13 protein-coding genes are annotated in these 15184 nt (G+C 59.3%); 6 read left to right on the plus strand and 7 right to left on the minus strand.

All coding sequences use genetic code 11. The features are described 5' to 3' along the window. Positions 1 to 173: 173 nt before the first annotated feature. From ACIP66_RS22045 to ACIP66_RS22055, 3 genes are read left to right on the plus strand one after another with little or no spacing between them, the layout of a single operon-like run. The gene (locus tag ACIP66_RS22045) at positions 174 to 833 is read left to right on the plus strand and encodes a paraquat-inducible protein A (protein ID WP_400650838.1); all 660 of its coding nucleotides are present in this window, start codon (positions 174 to 176) and stop codon (positions 831 to 833) included. Next, positions 820 to 1443, plus strand: coding sequence for a paraquat-inducible protein A (locus ACIP66_RS22050; protein ID WP_400650840.1), 624 nt, complete (start codon positions 820 to 822; stop codon positions 1441 to 1443). The genes ACIP66_RS22045 and ACIP66_RS22050 overlap by 14 nt, the downstream gene beginning before the upstream one ends. After that, complete coding sequence (locus ACIP66_RS22055; protein WP_400650842.1) at positions 1436 to 3739, plus strand: intermembrane transport protein PqiB; 2304 nt, start codon at positions 1436 to 1438, stop codon at positions 3737 to 3739. The genes ACIP66_RS22050 and ACIP66_RS22055 overlap by 8 nt, the downstream gene beginning before the upstream one ends. A 183-nt stretch (positions 3740 to 3922) precedes the next feature. On the opposite strand, the gene mksF is transcribed toward ACIP66_RS22055, so the two are convergent. Genes mksF through mksB form a run of 3 tightly spaced genes read right to left on the minus strand, consistent with a single transcriptional unit; the run spans position 3923 to position 8728 of the window. Then, positions 3923 to 6763, minus strand: a complete 2841-nt coding sequence (gene mksF, locus ACIP66_RS22060) for an Mks condensin complex protein MksF (RefSeq protein ID WP_159815605.1) — start codon at positions 6761 to 6763, stop codon at positions 3923 to 3925. Beyond that, positions 6760 to 7461: an Mks condensin complex protein MksE gene (gene mksE, locus ACIP66_RS22065; protein ID WP_053123840.1), complete on the minus strand. Its 702-nt coding sequence runs from the start codon at positions 7459 to 7461 to the stop codon at positions 6760 to 6762. Before mksE ends, mksF begins: the two co-directional genes overlap by 4 nt. After that, a complete protein-coding gene (gene mksB, locus ACIP66_RS22070; RefSeq protein ID WP_172680159.1) occupies positions 7451 to 8728 on the minus strand; it encodes an Mks condensin complex protein MksB in 1278 nt (425 codons plus the stop codon). The genes mksE and mksB overlap by 11 nt, the downstream gene beginning before the upstream one ends. A gap of 219 nt (positions 8729 to 8947) precedes the next feature. Between mksB and ACIP66_RS22075 the strand changes: the two genes are divergently transcribed. Both ACIP66_RS22075 and rimI read left to right on the plus strand, forming a co-directional pair. Next, entirely contained in the window at positions 8948 to 9694 is a 747-nt protein-coding gene (locus tag ACIP66_RS22075) for a hypothetical protein (protein ID WP_053123836.1), read from the plus strand. After that, a complete protein-coding gene (gene rimI, locus ACIP66_RS22080) occupies positions 9687 to 10139 on the plus strand; it encodes a ribosomal protein S18-alanine N-acetyltransferase (protein ID WP_053123834.1) in 453 nt (150 codons plus the stop codon). The genes ACIP66_RS22075 and rimI overlap by 8 nt, the downstream gene beginning before the upstream one ends. A 144-nt stretch (positions 10140 to 10283) precedes the next feature. Here the strand turns inward: rimI and ACIP66_RS22085 are convergent, their stop codons facing one another. Further along, complete coding sequence (locus ACIP66_RS22085) at positions 10284 to 10688, minus strand: hypothetical protein (RefSeq protein WP_053123832.1); 405 nt, start codon at positions 10686 to 10688, stop codon at positions 10284 to 10286. 141 nt (positions 10689 to 10829) lie between these two features. Here ACIP66_RS22085 and can point away from each other — a divergent pair, with 141 nt between their 5' ends. Beyond that, entirely contained in the window at positions 10830 to 11474 is a 645-nt protein-coding gene (gene can, locus ACIP66_RS22090) for a carbonate dehydratase (RefSeq protein ID WP_007951756.1), read from the plus strand. 8 nt (positions 11475 to 11482) lie between these two features. Here can and ACIP66_RS22095 read toward each other — a convergent pair whose 3' ends face one another. The 3 genes from ACIP66_RS22095 to ACIP66_RS22105 all read right to left on the minus strand — a co-directional run bounded on the left by ACIP66_RS22095 (position 11483) and on the right by ACIP66_RS22105 (position 15168). After that, positions 11483 to 12004, minus strand: coding sequence for a lysine methyltransferase (locus tag ACIP66_RS22095; protein WP_400650847.1), 522 nt, complete (start codon positions 12002 to 12004; stop codon positions 11483 to 11485). A gap of 172 nt (positions 12005 to 12176) precedes the next feature. Next, positions 12177 to 13349, minus strand: coding sequence for a hypothetical protein (locus ACIP66_RS22100; RefSeq protein ID WP_400650849.1), 1173 nt, complete (start codon positions 13347 to 13349; stop codon positions 12177 to 12179). Positions 13350 to 13467: 118 nt separating this feature from the next. After that, on the minus strand, positions 13468 to 15168 hold the full coding sequence (locus ACIP66_RS22105; RefSeq protein WP_400650852.1) for an acid phosphatase: 1701 nt from the start codon (positions 15166 to 15168) through the stop codon (positions 13468 to 13470). Positions 15169 to 15184: the final 16 nt, after the last annotated feature.

The raw sequence follows: 15184 nt of genomic DNA on the forward strand, positions 1-15184 counted from the left end.
ATGTGAGAGTAGGTCATCGTCAAGATTAAATTCCGAAACCCCAATTGCGAAAGCAGTTGGGGTTTTGTTTTGCCCGCAGGAAAGTTTTTGCACGGTTCATCGAACAAATTTGCACAGTTATTTTCGAACCAGAACACTAGAATAGCCCCACCTTTTTTGGAGCCAGAGCCTTTATGTCAGAGTCGGTTGACGCCCCCGGGCTGTCAGATCTACCGCTGGAAGACTTGGTGGCCTGTCACGAGTGCGACCTGCTGATGCGCAAGCCAACACTTGCCCACGGCGAGAAAGCCCTCTGCCCCCGCTGCGGATACGAGTTGTACGCCCACCGCCATAACGTGGTGCAGCGCAGCCTTGCCCTGGTGATTGCGGCACTGCTGCTGTACATACCAGCGAACTTTTTGCCGATCATGCAGCTCAATCTACTCGGGCAGTCTTCGGATGATACGGTCTGGAGTGGCGTGCTCGGTCTCTTCAATACCGGCATGCAAGGCGTATCGATTGTTGTGTTCCTGTGCAGCATGGCCATTCCGCTGCTCAAGTTGCTGTGCCAATTGTTTGTGCTGCTGACGATCCGTTTCGATATCGGTCGCAGCTATGGCTTGTTGCTCTACCGCATTTACCACCACCTCAAAGACTGGGGGATGCTCGAGGTTTACCTCATGGGCGTACTGGTGGCGATCGTCAAACTGGCGGACATGGCCGCCATCACCGTCGGCCTTGGCCTGGCGTGTTTTATCGGCTTGTTGCTGGTTCAGGTCTGGCTGGAAGTGGGGATGTCGCCGCACCAGATCTGGCAGGCGTTATCAGGGGAAGATGCTCATGCGGGCGATTGATGCAGGCATTCTGACGTGCACCGAATGCCATGAGTTGAACCGGCAGGAAGCGGACAACGATGAGCAAACCTGCTCCCGCTGTGGTGCATTGGTTCACGCGCGCCGGCCGAACAGCCTCACCCGTACTTGGGCCCTGCTGATCACGGCGGCGATTATCTATATACCGGCCAACGTATTGCCGATCATGACTGTCAGTTCTTTGGGTCAAGGTGACCCAAGCACGATCATGTCCGGCGTGATCCAGTTGGTGCAGCACGGCATGATTCCGATTGCTGCCGTAGTGTTCATCGCCAGTATTCTGGTGCCGACTTTTAAACTGGTGGGCATCGCACTGCTGCTGTTTTCAGTGCAACGAAAACAACCGCTGTCGGCTCGGCAGCGCATCTGGATGTACCGTTTTATCGAGTTCATTGGCCGCTGGTCGATGCTCGATATTTTTGTGATCGCCATTCTGGTGGCGGTCGTCAATTTCGGCCGCTTAGCCAGTGTCGAAGCCAATCTTGGCGCCATCGCCTTCGCCAGTGTGGTGATTCTGACGATGCTTGCTGCAGTAACTTTTGATCCCCGACTGATTTGGGATAACACGGAGTCGGACGACGACCATGACTGATTTGCCCGTAGCGAAAACCCGACCGGCCTCGAACTGGTCTGCCATTTGGGTACTGCCTCTGATCGCGTTGATCATCGGTGGCTGGCTCGGCTGGCGTGCCTATTCCGAAACCGGCATCGAGATCCAGATTCGCTTTGAAAGCGGCGAAGGCATCCAGGCCAACAAGACCGAGATCATGTACAAGGGCATGTCGGTCGGTAAGGTCAAAACGCTGAAGCTCGACGACGAGGGCAACTCCAAAGGCGTCATCGCCACCGTGGAGATGAACAAGGACGTCGAGCAATACCTCAAAACCAGCACGCGTTTCTGGCTGGTCAAACCGAGCGTAACTCTGGCCGGCATCACTGGTCTGGAGACGTTGGTCTCAGGTAACTACGTCGCTATCAGTCCCGGCGAAGGCGAGCCCGCGCGCAAGTTCAAGGCGCTGGCCGAAGAGCCGCCGCTGTCCGACGCCAAACCCGGGCTGCATTTGACCATCAAGGCTGATCGTCTCGGTTCGCTGAGCCGTGGCAGCCCGGTGTTCTACAAGCAGATCAAAGTCGGTCAGGTCAAAAGTTATGTGCTGTCGGAAGACCAAAGCACCGTTGAGCTCAAAGTGTTCATCGAACCGACCTACGCCAAACTGGTGCGCAAACACACACGTTTCTGGAACGCCAGCGGCATCAGCATCGACGCCAACCTGTCTGGGGTAAAAGTGCGCAGCGAATCGCTGGCCAGCATCGTCGCCGGCGGTATCGCCTTCGCCACGCCAGAGAATCGCAAGGACAGTCCGCCAACCGATCCGAGCCTGCCATTCCGTCTCTACGAGGACTTCGACGCTGCCGCTGCCGGTATTCGTGTGAAGGTCAAACTCAGCGACTTCGAAGGCCTGCAGGCTGGCCGTACGCCAGTGATGTACAAAGGCATTCAGGTCGGCAACCTGAAAGCATTGAAAGTCGATGCCGATCTGAACAGCGCCACCGCCGAGCTGACCCTCGATCCGTTGGCCGAAGATTATCTGGTGGAGGGCACTCAGTTCTGGGTGGTCAAACCGTCGATCTCGCTGGCCGGCATCACGGGTCTCGAAGCGCTGGTGAAAGGTAACTACATCGCCGTGCGTCCGGGTGACAAAGGTGCCGCCCCGAAACGTGAGTTCGAAGCACGTCCGAAAGCGCCACCGCTGGATCTGCGTTCGCCGGGTCTGCACCTGGTGCTGTTTACCGACACGCTGGGTTCAATCGATGTCGGCAGTCCGATCTTGTACAAGCAGGTCAAGGTCGGTTCGGTACAGAGCTACCAATTCTCCAAGACGCGCAAACAGATCATCGTCGGCGTGCACATCGAGAAGGAATACGAAAACCTGGTCAACGCTTCGACGCGGTTCTGGAACGTCAGCGGTGTGACGTTGACTGGTGGGTTGACCGGCGGCATTCAGGTCAAGAGTGAATCCCTGCAAACCCTGATGGCCGGCGGCATCGCCTTCGAAACACCGCAGGCCAAGGCGCCGCTGCAGAAACGCATTCCGCGTTTCCGTCTGTTTGCCAATCATGACGACGCCAGTAAAAAAGGCAGCGTAGTAACGATCAAAGTCGATCACGCCGACGGTCTCAGCAGCGGCACGCCGGTTCGTTTCAAAGGGCTGGATGTCGGCAAGATTGAAAGCGTTGATCTGACTGACGACTTGCAATCGGTCATCCTCACCGCGCGCATCACGGAAGTGCCGGAGAAGATTGCCCGGGTTGGCAGTCAGTTCTGGGTGGTCAAGCCTGAGCTCGGCCTGATCAAGACAGAGAATCTGGAAACCCTGGTGACCGGCAAGTACATCGAAGTGCAGCCGGCGGCGAAGAACCTTGGCCCGCAGAAGAACTTTGTCGCGCTGGCCAATGCGCCGGAAGTCACCAAACAAGAGGCGGGTCTGAGTCTGGTCTTGAGCGCTGCTCGCCGTGGATCATTGAAGCCGGGTGTGCCGGTGACTTACCGTGAAATTACCGTGGGTAAAGTCACCGGTTATGAACTGGGCCAGACCGCTGATCGCGTATTGGTACACATTCTGATCGAGCCGAAATACGCGCCGCTCGTACGCAGCGGCAGCCGCTTCTGGAACACCAGCGGTGTCGGGTTTGATATCGGTTTGTTCAACGGGCTGACGGTGCGCACCGAATCGCTGGAGACAGCGATTCAGGGCGGCATCGCATTCGCTACGCCGGAGGGTGAGCGGATGGGCGGTCAGGCTCGGGCGGAGCAGACGTTCCCGTTGTTCGACAAGTTTGAGGATGAGTGGCTGACGTGGGCGCCGAAGATTTCGCTCGGTAAATAAATTCTGCGGTGTTTGAAGTGGGGCCATCGCGAGCAGGCTCACTCCTACAGGGGAACGAATTCCAACTGTAGGAGTGAGCCTGCTCGCGATAGGGCCCGCAAAATCAGCACAAACCCCAAGCCATAAAAAAGGGCCGCGATCCCATCAGATCGCGGCCCTTTTTTTATCTTCAGTTAACGCCGATCAAACCGCATCCATCTCCGGTTCATCCGCTTCAACATTCACCGTGGCCTTCACCACATCATGGCGACGGATGTACTTCCAGTCCGCCTCATCAATGTAGATCCCCGCCGGGCCGCTGCCGCCTTCCAGGTCGATCGCGACACTCGCGCAGACCTGCGGCTTCACGCTCGCCAGAATCGGTACGAAGCCCAATTGCAGGCTGGTTTCCAGCAGTGCGGCCTGGTTCTTCTCATCGATATCCGCCGCCTCGTCGAGGTAGTACGGCAGACGCACGCGCCCGGCCTGATCGCGATCCATCAAGTGCAGCAACAAGTACATGTTGGTCAGCGCCTTGATGGTCATGGTCGTGCCATTGGACGCCGCGCCGTCGATGTCGGTGTGGATCACCGGCTGGCCGTTGACCTTGGTGATTTCGAACGCGAGTTCGAACAAGTCCTTGAGACCGAGCTGGTTGTGGTTTGCCGCCACCAACCGCGCGAGGTATTCCTTGGCCTCTTCGTTCTTGTTGTCCTGCTCGGCGCTTTGGCTGAGATCGAACACCGACAGGGTTTCGCCTTCTTCGTACTGACCGGCGCTGTGGATGATCTGATCGATGTGCTTGAGCGCTTCCTTGTTCGGCGCGAGAACGATGCGGAAGCTCTGCAGGTTGGAGACCTGACGTTTGTTGATCTCGCGGTTGAACAGCGCCAGTTGATGCTCAAGGCTGTCGTAGTCGCTGCGAATGTTGCGCAACGTGCGGGCGATATCGGTGACCGCCGCACGACGGGCCTTGCCCAGCGTCAGCGCTTCATCGGTACGGTGCGCGTAAGCGTTGATCAGCAGCGACAGACGGCGCTCCATGTCGTCTTCGCTGTCGAACTTGGCCACACCTTTGAGGCGCACTTGCGCGTACAGCGCTTCGATCTGACCGTCAGCGCGGAGCAAGCCTTGCCAGCTGTCCTGGTAGTCGTTGAGCAGCGGCAGCAGGTTGTCCATCGAATCGTCGACCGGATCCATGAACGGCGTACCGAACGGCAGATCCGCCGGCAGCAACTGACGACGGCGCAGCGCATCGTCGAGCGTGCGTTGCTTGGCTTCCATATCGGCGATCTGGCGGCCGACCAGTTGCAGCTTGGCCGACAGTTGCTGGACGCGCTCGGTGAAGGCATCGCTGGAACGCTTGAGTTCGTCCTGCGCGCCTTCCATCTGCGCCAGTTGCTCGAGCTTGTCGCCCTCTTCAGCGCTCAACGTTTGCGTGCGACGGAAATCTTCCAGCGCCTTTTGCGCGTCCAGCACTTGCTGGTACAGCGCTTCGGTCTGGGTCTTGCTCGCCGAGCGGTCAGCGGCCACCGCTTGCTGGGTTTTCAGTTGCTTGAGTTCTTTCTCCAGACGCTCTTTCTGATCGCGCAACGCGGCACGGTCAGCCAGCGCTTGCAGGGCCGGCGGCTCGATATTGGAGATATCGATCGACAGGCCCGGCACTTCGAAACGCTCGCCTTTGAAGCCATCGAGGATCAGCTCCATCGATTTGACCCACTGGCCATCTTCGTCGAGGGCGATGCCGTGTTCGCCCAATGGCAGGCTGAACAGCGCGCTGTTGAACAAACGCATCAGGCGCTCGACGTCCTGCTGCGAAAACTCTTCGCGCAGACGTGCGTAGCTGTTGTTGTCGGCGTGATCGAGTTGCTGCTTAACCGACTTCAGGCGTTTTTCCAGATCGCGCAGGCGTTCTTCGAGATCTTCTGCACTGAACTGACGCGATTGCGCCAAGGCGCCGGCGAGTTCGTCGTGGGCGTCTTTGGCCGCGAGCAATTGTTGCTCCAGCACTTTCACATCATCGACCAAAGCAAAGCGATTCTTCAGTACCGACAGCTCGCCGAGCCAGCGCTGGATGCCGGAAATTTCCCGCTCCAGACGCATCAGCTCCTGGGTACCGCCGCGCTGATTGTTTTGCAGACTGTCCTGCTCGCCACGGTAGTGGTCGGCCTGAATGGTCAGCTCTTCCTTGCGCGCACTGGCGTAATCCGACCAAGTACCGAGCAACGAATCGAGCAGCGGCGACAGCCGATGCAGCTTGCCGCGCAGCACGTCGCGCTGTTTCACGCCGTTGGCCAAGGCTTCAACCAACGGGCCGGCAGCGACCAGCGAGTTGTAGTCCTGTTCCATACGACGCACGTCTCGGAAGGCTTCTTCGCACGCGGCGATGTAATCGACACTGCCCGAACGCAGGCTGTGTTCGAAGGCATCGAGGAACAACTGCTTCAACTTGGCCGCAGTGATTTCGCGCATGTGTAGCAGGTTGATGAACAGCGCGCGGAAAGTCTTCAGGCTTTGCTCGCTGGTGGAGCGCAGCGGGATCAGGGTCAGATCCAAAGGAATAGACGTGTGACCGCCCACCAGCAAACGACGCAGCTCATCCGGCTTGAGTTCGTAGGCTTTCAGGCCTTCTTTCTCAAGGTTGTTGAACAGCTCTTTTTGGCGCAGGCAGGTGTCGTTCTTTTGGTAATGCGCCAGATCGAGCTTGCCGGCGTAGGCGAAGAACTGGTGACCGAAACCACCGCCCGGGCCACGACCGACCACGCCGATCACGTGCGGGCCGTGTGGCAGATTCACTTCGACAAGGATGTAGCTGGTGTCGGAAGCGAAGTAGAAGCGCCGCGATTGTTCGAGGCTGTACTTGCCGAAACTCATGTCCGACATGCGCGCCAGAATCGGGAACTGCAAGGCGTTGATCGACGCCGATTTACCGAGGTTGTTCGCGCCGTAAACCGACAGCGGTTCTTCCAGCGGGAACAGGCCGAGGCTGTAACCGGCGGTGTTCAAAAGGGCAAAGCGGCGGATGCCGTAGCGTTCCTGGCTCATGCGTCGGACTCCTGTTCTTCGGCAATGGCGCGGGCCAGTGCGTCTTCTTCGCTCTCTTCATCAAATTCGCTGAGATCGAGCGGATCGTCGGTTTCGAGGAATTTGGCTTCCGCCGCTTCGTCGATCAGCACCGGCGCTGGCAGTGGCAATACGCTGTGCACGCTGGCCGCCAGATCGCGGTCTTGCTGCACCGACAGGCACACGTCGAGGAAACGGTGCATCGGTGGCAGGAAGCGGTACACACCGTTTTCTTCACCGGCGAAACCGAGTTGAGTCATGCGGCGCATGATCTTTTCTTCGAGCTCTTCGACGGTCTGCACTTCGGCTTGAATAAACAGGTCGCGGTATTTCTCCAGCAGCGACGGCAGTTCTTCACGACCGAGGCTACCGCCATCGAGCACGGCGATCGGGTCGCGGCCCTGATCGGCCAGATGCTCGACGAGGATGAAGGTGAACAGCGCCAGACGCTGCGCCGTCTTGTTCACCGCCGCAGCGGCCATGTCCGGCACAAAGTAGTAGAAACCACGGGTGTCGCAGACCAGTTCAAAACCCAGCGCCTTAAACAGCGTGCGGTATTGATCCTGGAAGTTCGACAGTTGCGCGTACAGTTCCGGGTCGCGGCGGCTGACGTGGTAACCCTTGAACAGCTCGCGGAAGATCGGTGCCAGTTGGGACAGTTCGGAGAGATCAAGATGCATTGGGGATGCTCGCAGAATCCTCGGCGGCACTGTCGCGGGCCGAGAGCAGGGCGAAGGAGCGCAGGCTGACCTGGTGCTCATGAGTGTGGTAGTCGCGGCGTTCCAGACGCTCGCGGGTGAAGCGTTTTTCCCGCGACAGGCGCGAGAACCAATAGAGCAATTCGTCGGTGGCGCCGTCCGGTTCCTGCTCGAGCAGCCAGGTCATCAGATCCGGCATTGGCAGGGATTCTTCGCAACGGTCGACCATCTCGCGCACGGTGCGTGGTGCGCGTGGCGCTTCGCCTTTCTGGGTTTTGTGCGCTTTCGGGAAGCGTGCCGGTTTCGGTTCGAAACGCGCCAACGCGTACACGTAGGCTTCGACCTGACTGGCGCTGCCGAGGAAGGTGCTTTGTGGGCGAGTGAACATCGGCATCGCGGCTTGCGGCACGGCGTCGATGCCTTTACGGCGGATCGCCGCCAGTGCGAGCGCGGCGCCACGGGTCACGGCGTTGTGCCGGCGGGCTTCTTCACGCAGCGGCAGCAACAGTTCGCGAGCATGCCGCAGAGTCAATTGCGCGCTGGTCTGCATTTCGAGGATGCGCGCGTGGGTGCGCAGCAGCATGTCATCGTCAACCAGATGGCCGAGGCGCTGTTGCTCGCTGAGCATTTTCAGCAGCACGGTTTCGACCTTGCGCACGCCTTGTTCGAAGGCGCCGTCGGCGTTCACCAGATCGATCATCGGCTCGACGTATTCGTCCCACGTCGCCAGTACTTCGGCGTAACGCTGACGCAGCGGAATCTGCCGGTCACTGGTCTTGGCGCGTTCTGCCACCGCCACCAGCGCTTGTTCGTCGTTGTCGAGTTTCTTCAGAACATCGCGCACGCGCATGTCGAGCAAACGCAACTGACGGGCGAGGTCGTGACCGTCGCGAACGTCGAACGCATCCTGAATGTAACCGGCCAGGCGTTCGAGGTGACGCAAATAGGCTTCGATTTCCAGGCACAGGCCCAGACGGTGTTCACGACGCAGGTAAGCGAGGAAGTCGTGAATCTGCGCATTGAGCTCGAACCGGTTCGGGCTTTTCGCCACCGGTACCAGAATATCGAGGCGAATCCACACGTCGAGCAGGCTGGTAATGTCCTGCGGCGTGCTGTCCAGTTGTTGGGCGGCCAGTTGCGTGCGCAGTTCGTTGAGGCTCAATGTGCCTTGGTCGAAGTGCTCACACAAAGGCTCCAGAAGCGCCCAGTGTTCAGCGAGGGCGCGCAAGACGCGCTTGGGTTCGATCATCGGAATGCCCGGCTGGTTGGCAATGAAAAGCGGCGATTGTACTGCATCGCAGCCGATACGATTCAATCCAGGGACAGGCTGTTGTTTTTCTTTCGGTCAAGTGATTGATCAACAACGGGCGATCTTGGGCGAAGGGCGGTAGAATCAGCCCACTTCAGTTATCCACAAGTGGCCGACCCTTTGCTTATCGAGTCCCGCCGCCGCGCCTATTTGAACGCCATGCAGGTGGTCAATTGGCTGCCGCGCACCGAATTGCCTTTCGCCGCGCCCTCGCGCCCCGAGCTGCTGGACATGCCCGAGCCCGAGGTAGAAGCGCCGCCGGTGCCCGCGCCTCAGGCCGAAGCGCCGGTGCAGCCTGTTGCGCGCCCGAGCGAACGGCCGAAGATCGAAGTGCCGCGCCCGTCGCTGGCGAGCACGCGAACCAACGCCAAACCGGTGGAGGAGGCCGACGACACGCCAGTCGTCGCCAAGCCTGCACCCGTGCCGCCGCCGCGTTTCGCCCTACAATTATTGCGGGCCGGACGTTGCCTGCTGCTTGTCGAGTTACCCACAGGCGAACCGTTCCAGAGCCGTGACCCTGCTTATTTATTGCTCAAAGACATGCTGCGTGCCGCCGGTCTGCCGGATGCGCCGCAAATTGTCGGCGAGCCAGTGCGTTGGCCGTGGCTCAATCGCGGCACCATGGATCAGGGCCCGGATGCGGCGCGCGACTTTGTGCAGGGTTTCCTTTCGGTACAAATGGAATCCGCACCCTGCGCATGCCTGTGGCTGATCGGCCTGCCGGCGGTGCGTTTTGCCGGTGAGGCGGACGCTGAAGCATTCAATCGTGAATTGCAGATCGAAGGTCTGGGCTCAGCCTGGGCCATTCCCGGTCTGGAATTGTTAATGGAAGAGCCACAGCGCAAAGCCGCTGTGTGGCAAGCCATGCGTCGGCTGATGGCGCGCTGGAAAGAATCGAATGAGTGACGCTGTATCGTTCCGCCCGATGATCGAGGCGGATCTGGACGCTGTGCTGAAGATTGAATTCGCCGCGTACAGCCATCCGTGGACGCGCGGGATTTTTCTCGACGGCTTGGGCAAATACCAGATCTGGCTGATGTTCGAAGGTGAGCAACAGGTTGGGCATGGTGTGGTGCAGATCATTCTCGATGAGGCGCATCTACTCAATATCACCGTGAAACCGGAGAGTCAGGGGCGAGGGTTGGGGCTGACATTGCTGGAGCATTTGATGTCGCGTGCGTATGCGGCTGAGGCTCGGGAGTGTTTTCTCGAAGTGCGCGACAGTAATACGGCGGCGTTCCGGTTGTATGAGCGTTATGGCTTTAACGAGATTGGCCGGCGTCGGGATTATTATCCGGCGGTGGGCGGGCGTGAAGATGCGGTGGTCATGGCCTGCACTTTGGTTGACTGACCCCCTGACTCATTCTGCTCCTGCGGATACAACATCCCCCTGTAGGAGCTGCCGAAGGCTGCGATCTTTTGATCTTTTTTGCATGATCCGGAACAAGATCAAAAGATCGCAGCCTTCGGCAGCTCCTACAGGGGATCGGGTCTGTCAGCGCTTGCCATCCATCGGATCACGCCGTGCCAGTTCCGCCTCATCCAGCCCATTTCCACCGCCGATGTCATCCTCATCGACAATGCTCAAATCCCAATCCGCCTGATTGCCTTCCCCGGCCTCTTCGGCATCCCGCGCACCGTCTTCATGAATCAGCGTTTCCGGGCTCATGTCATCGTCGGTCGGCTCATGGTCGGCAACCGAGGCGCCAGTCATCCCGGCTTCACGCACGCGTTCATTGGGCATCAACTGCTCGCGTTCACGCTCGGGAATCTCATCACCGATCTTCGCGCTGGGCTCGTCTTCATCGAAATCCAGCTCATGCACCGAACCCATGCGGTCTTCGTTATCATCGATGGGCTCCGGCTGTACCGCATCGTAAGGGCGTCGTGAATCAGTCATGGCAATTCCTCATACTGTGGGCCTTACTAAGGTGGACTCACCGGGCACACGAGAATTCCAACGAAATCACTTTCGGCTCAAGCGTGACCCCGACGGGCGGTCGACTGTCATACCAGCGCATCTTTCTTGAGGCCTTACAGCATGCATGACTTACAAGACCTGATTGATAACAACGAGCGTTGGGCTGACGCGATCACCAAGGAAGACCCGGATTTCTTCGCCAAACTGGCCCGCCAGCAAACGCCGGAGTATCTGTGGATCGGCTGTTCCGACGCGCGCGTACCGGCCAACGAAATCGTCGGCATGTTGCCGGGCGATCTGTTCGTTCACCGCAACGTCGCCAACGTGGTGCTGCACACCGACCTCAATTGCCTGTCGGTGATTCAGTACGCGGTTGATGTGCTCAAGGTTAAGCACATTCTCGTTACCGGTCACTATGGTTGCGGCGGTGTGCGCGCCTCGATGCAGGATCGCCAGTTCGGCCTGATCGACGGCTGGCTGCGTTCGATTCGCGATCTGTACTACGAAAAACGCGAAGAACTGGCCAAGTTGCCGACCGAAGAAGAACAGGTCGATCGCCTGTGCGAACTCAACGTGATCCAGCAAGTGGCCAACGTCGCGCACACCAGCATCATCCAGAACGCCTGGCATCGTGGGCAGAGCCTGTCGATCCATGGCTGCATCTATGGCATCAAGGATGGCCGCTGGAAAAGTCTCAACACCACCATCAGTGGTTTCGAGCAGTTGCCGCCGCAATATCGTTTGCGTCCGGTTGGCGCGCCGTAATCAGCGTTTCAGCGCAGGCCCGCGTGGCGCCAGCGCTGTAAAAACTGTTGGCCTTCGCGGTTGGGTGGTTCGTCGTAACCGGTGATCCACCCACGACATTGCGACGATCCGCAATGGCAAGCGAACTGGCGCAAGAGTTTGTCTTCAGTGGCCGCGAAATCCATGGTCAGCCGTTCGCCCCTGTGGATATCTTTCAGCGCCCACAGCCACAATTCGCTCATGTCGAGAAACACGTTGGGGTTGCAGGAATGTTCCAGCAATCCGCAGAAGCGTGGGTCGTAAAGATGCAGGCCGGTTTGCAGTTGCCGGGTCTGCCGACATCGATAGGGCAACACTTGTCCCGATACGCGACACATGCGGGTGATGCGCAGAAACTCCCGATGTGCGATCACGGCATCGGTGCCATCGTCATCGTGAATGATTTCGAAGTCATCGCTGGCTGGAAACCCGAGACGCACGGGGAGGCCGGCAAACGGATAAATGCCCGGCGTATCACCCGCATGACGGGTGGGAACGGCATGACTGTTCATAACAATCCTTGTCCAACGGGTGCTGCGACTTCCGTAGGCTGACGTCCTGTCAGTCCTGCAACACGATTTATGGATCCAATCCTGCGATATATGACAAAACCGGTCTACTGTCAGATCTGACAGGCGCGATTGGCGCTTTTGCGCGTCAGCCAAAACTGACGCGCAAATAACCCTACAGATGTGGGGCCGGGACGGCTGCGGCAGGCAGCGGTGCCTGCAGTTTCTGCAGTTCAGCCCTGATCGGCGTGGTGGTGCATTTCGCGGCGGCTTGTTCTGCGCTCAGATTGCGAATCGAGGTGTAGAACAGCTCGCAGGTTTTGACCTTCTGCGTCACCTGCCAGGTTTGTGTGCAGCTGTTGAGCAGGGGCTTCGGGTCGCTACCCGGTTTGCTGCCCATCCCGGCCTGCCAGCAAGCGGCGCTCAGATCCTGTCCCATCACTTTCAGGCCGGCGGCATCGGCTTTGGCTTGTGCGTCATCACCGGTGTAGCTTTTCGGGTCGGCGGCGTACCAGATGTAACTCGGGTGATTGGAGCCCAATACCGGCACGTTCACCCCCTTGCTCGGCGTGATGGTGGCGAGGCCCAGCACGCCCACAGTCGGCCCGTATTGGTGTTTGATCCAGTTTCGCACCGGCGCCCCGAAAGCGACCATCGGCAGCACGCTACCGCTGGCGCTCTGGCTGAACTGTTTGACCAGCGTGGTCTGGTAGTCCTTGAAGTAACCGTAGACGCCTTCCAGATCACTGCCGGCGCTGGCGGGCGCGGCGATCGGGGCGATGTCGATGATGGTTTGAAACGCCGGTGTTTGCGCCGCAGGAATACCGTTGGCGGTCAGCAACGTTGCCCAGCGATCGGTGGTGTTCGAGCGCAGGTAATCCTGCGCCTGGGTCAGCGAATAATCCGGCGGGAAGTGCAGCAGTTCGATGCTTTTACGGTTTTCCAGGGCCATGCCCAGCGGCAGGAACAGATACCAGCTGTACGCCCATTTGCCGTCGGCGTTGAGTTGGCTGGCGCCTTTGTAAGCCAGATCGCCGGCATCGAGCAGCGCCGACAACGGTTTGCCGTAGCCCTTCGGCACGCCGGTTATCTCGGCGTAGAGCTGACCGTTATCAGTCTTCACCAACACCTTCGCATTGGCGTAACCGTCGCGTTGTACGCTCTGGTTCAGGTAGTGGGCGACGGTCTGCTCCAGCGTCCAGTTGCGAAAGCAGATGACGCTGCAGTTGTTGGGGTAGGCGAAGAGACGGGTAACGCGTTCGCTGCTGCCGAGTTTCAGGTCGACATCGGCGTGGGCGGCGGCGCTCAGTGTGAGCGCGGCGAGGGTCAGTCCTGCGATTTTCAACATGCTCAGATCCTTTTCAGCGTGACTCCCCCTCGTTCGGGGGCGCCTCATAGTGGATCAGCCGTGATGCCCGGAGAAGTCGGGCAACACGGTTTTTTTGCGCAAGTCGCAGGCGGTTTAATCAGGCCGGAAAGTGCAGGGCGTTGCTCAGATCGCCCATGGGTTGTTGCCCGCGCGCAGTCATCGCGTCATCGCGCTGCTTGAGGCCGTCGAGCTTCTCCAACTGGAACACGCGGGTGATCAAGCGCAGGATCGACGCCGTGTCGTAAACCGTGTGATCGACTGTGCCTTTGCGCGCAAACGGCGACACCACCAGAGCCGGTACACGCGAGCCCGGGCCCCAGCGATCGCCCTTGGGCGGCGCAACGTGATCCCACCAGCCGCCGTTTTCATCGACGGTCACGACCACCACCATGTTTTTCCACTGCGGACTTTCGCGCAGCACTTTCAACGCGCGGACGATGTGTCGATCCCCGGACGCGACGTCGGCATAACCGGCGTGCATGTTCAGGTTGCCCTGAGGTTTGTAGAAACTCACGGCGGGCAATTTGCCGGCCTCGGCGTCGGCGAAGAATTTGTTAGTACTCGACTCATCGCCCAACCCGGCGTCGCGCAGACGTTTAGTGCGCTCTGCGGGATTGTCCGGGCCTTGTTGTTTGAAGTAGTTGAACGGCTGATGGTGATACTGAAAGTTGGGAATCTTCGGGATGCCGCCGGAATCCTTGAACTGATCCAGCGTCGCCTGCCACGCGCCGGCGTACCAAGCCCAATCGACGTTCTTTTTCGACAGCTTGTCGCCGATGTGCTCGTGGGTCTGCGGCACCATCACATTGGGCAGATCGGCTTTCGAATACGCCGGGCGCTCAGGGTCGCGAATCCATGTCGGCCAGTGGGGCGGGGCCAGTGTGTTAACGCCATAACCATCCGGCGTCAGCGCACTCGGGCCGAATTGAGGCGGGCCAGTCATGGCGCTGGCGGGCGATGCGTCCAGCGGTTTGAGGCGCGGGTCGTTTGGATCAGCGCTTTGCAGCGCAGCGATCTGCGACTTGGCCACAGAATTGCCGACGTCCGGATAGAACGGTGCGGTGGCGCTGATCAGGTACTGATGGTTAAGGAACGAGCCACCGAAAGCACCCTGGAAAAAGTTATCGCACAGCACGAACTCTTGCGCGACGTCCCACAGGCGCAGGGCATAACGGCTCTGTGCGTAGTGCCCCATGGTCAAACCACCGGAGTCGGCCCACGCGACGAAACCGTCATTCTTGCCGCCGTTGATCTGCATCTGGTTCTGATAAAACACGTGCCACAAATCACGGGTGACCAGGCCAAAGGGCAGGTCTTCGCCATTCGGGCCTTTGAGGGCGAATGGCGCGTTGGGCAGGTTTTCCTGAAACTGCGTGGCGTTGGGGTACGTCACGCCATCCAGGGTTTGCGGGCCGATCTGCAAGGTGCCGCCCCAGACCGGCGGCAGGGTTTGCAACAGCGAGCCATCGCGGTCGCGTTGCTGATAGTCGGCAGGTTTCAGCGCTGACAGCGGCTTCTCGACGCCGGGGAAATCACCGAACAGATTATTGAAACTGCGGTTCTCGGCGTAGATCACCACCACGGTTTTCACCTGCTCACGCAGCGCCTTGTCCAGCTCGGCCGGGGTCAGCGGATGCTCGGCTGGTTTATCCGGTTGATCGCCGGTATTGCCACACGCCGCCAGCGTCGCCCCGACGCCAAGCACCGCAACACCCCCAAGGAAACGGCGGCGACTGGTATCGGTGGGGGTATCGGATTTTGGGGAAGGAGCGTCGGTGGCGTCTGTATCGTCAATCATGTGTCGGCCCGTTTTG

This window comes from Pseudomonas sp. NPDC088429 (assembly GCF_044753305.1).
Lineage (GTDB): Bacteria > Pseudomonadota > Gammaproteobacteria > Pseudomonadales > Pseudomonadaceae > Aquipseudomonas > Aquipseudomonas rustica.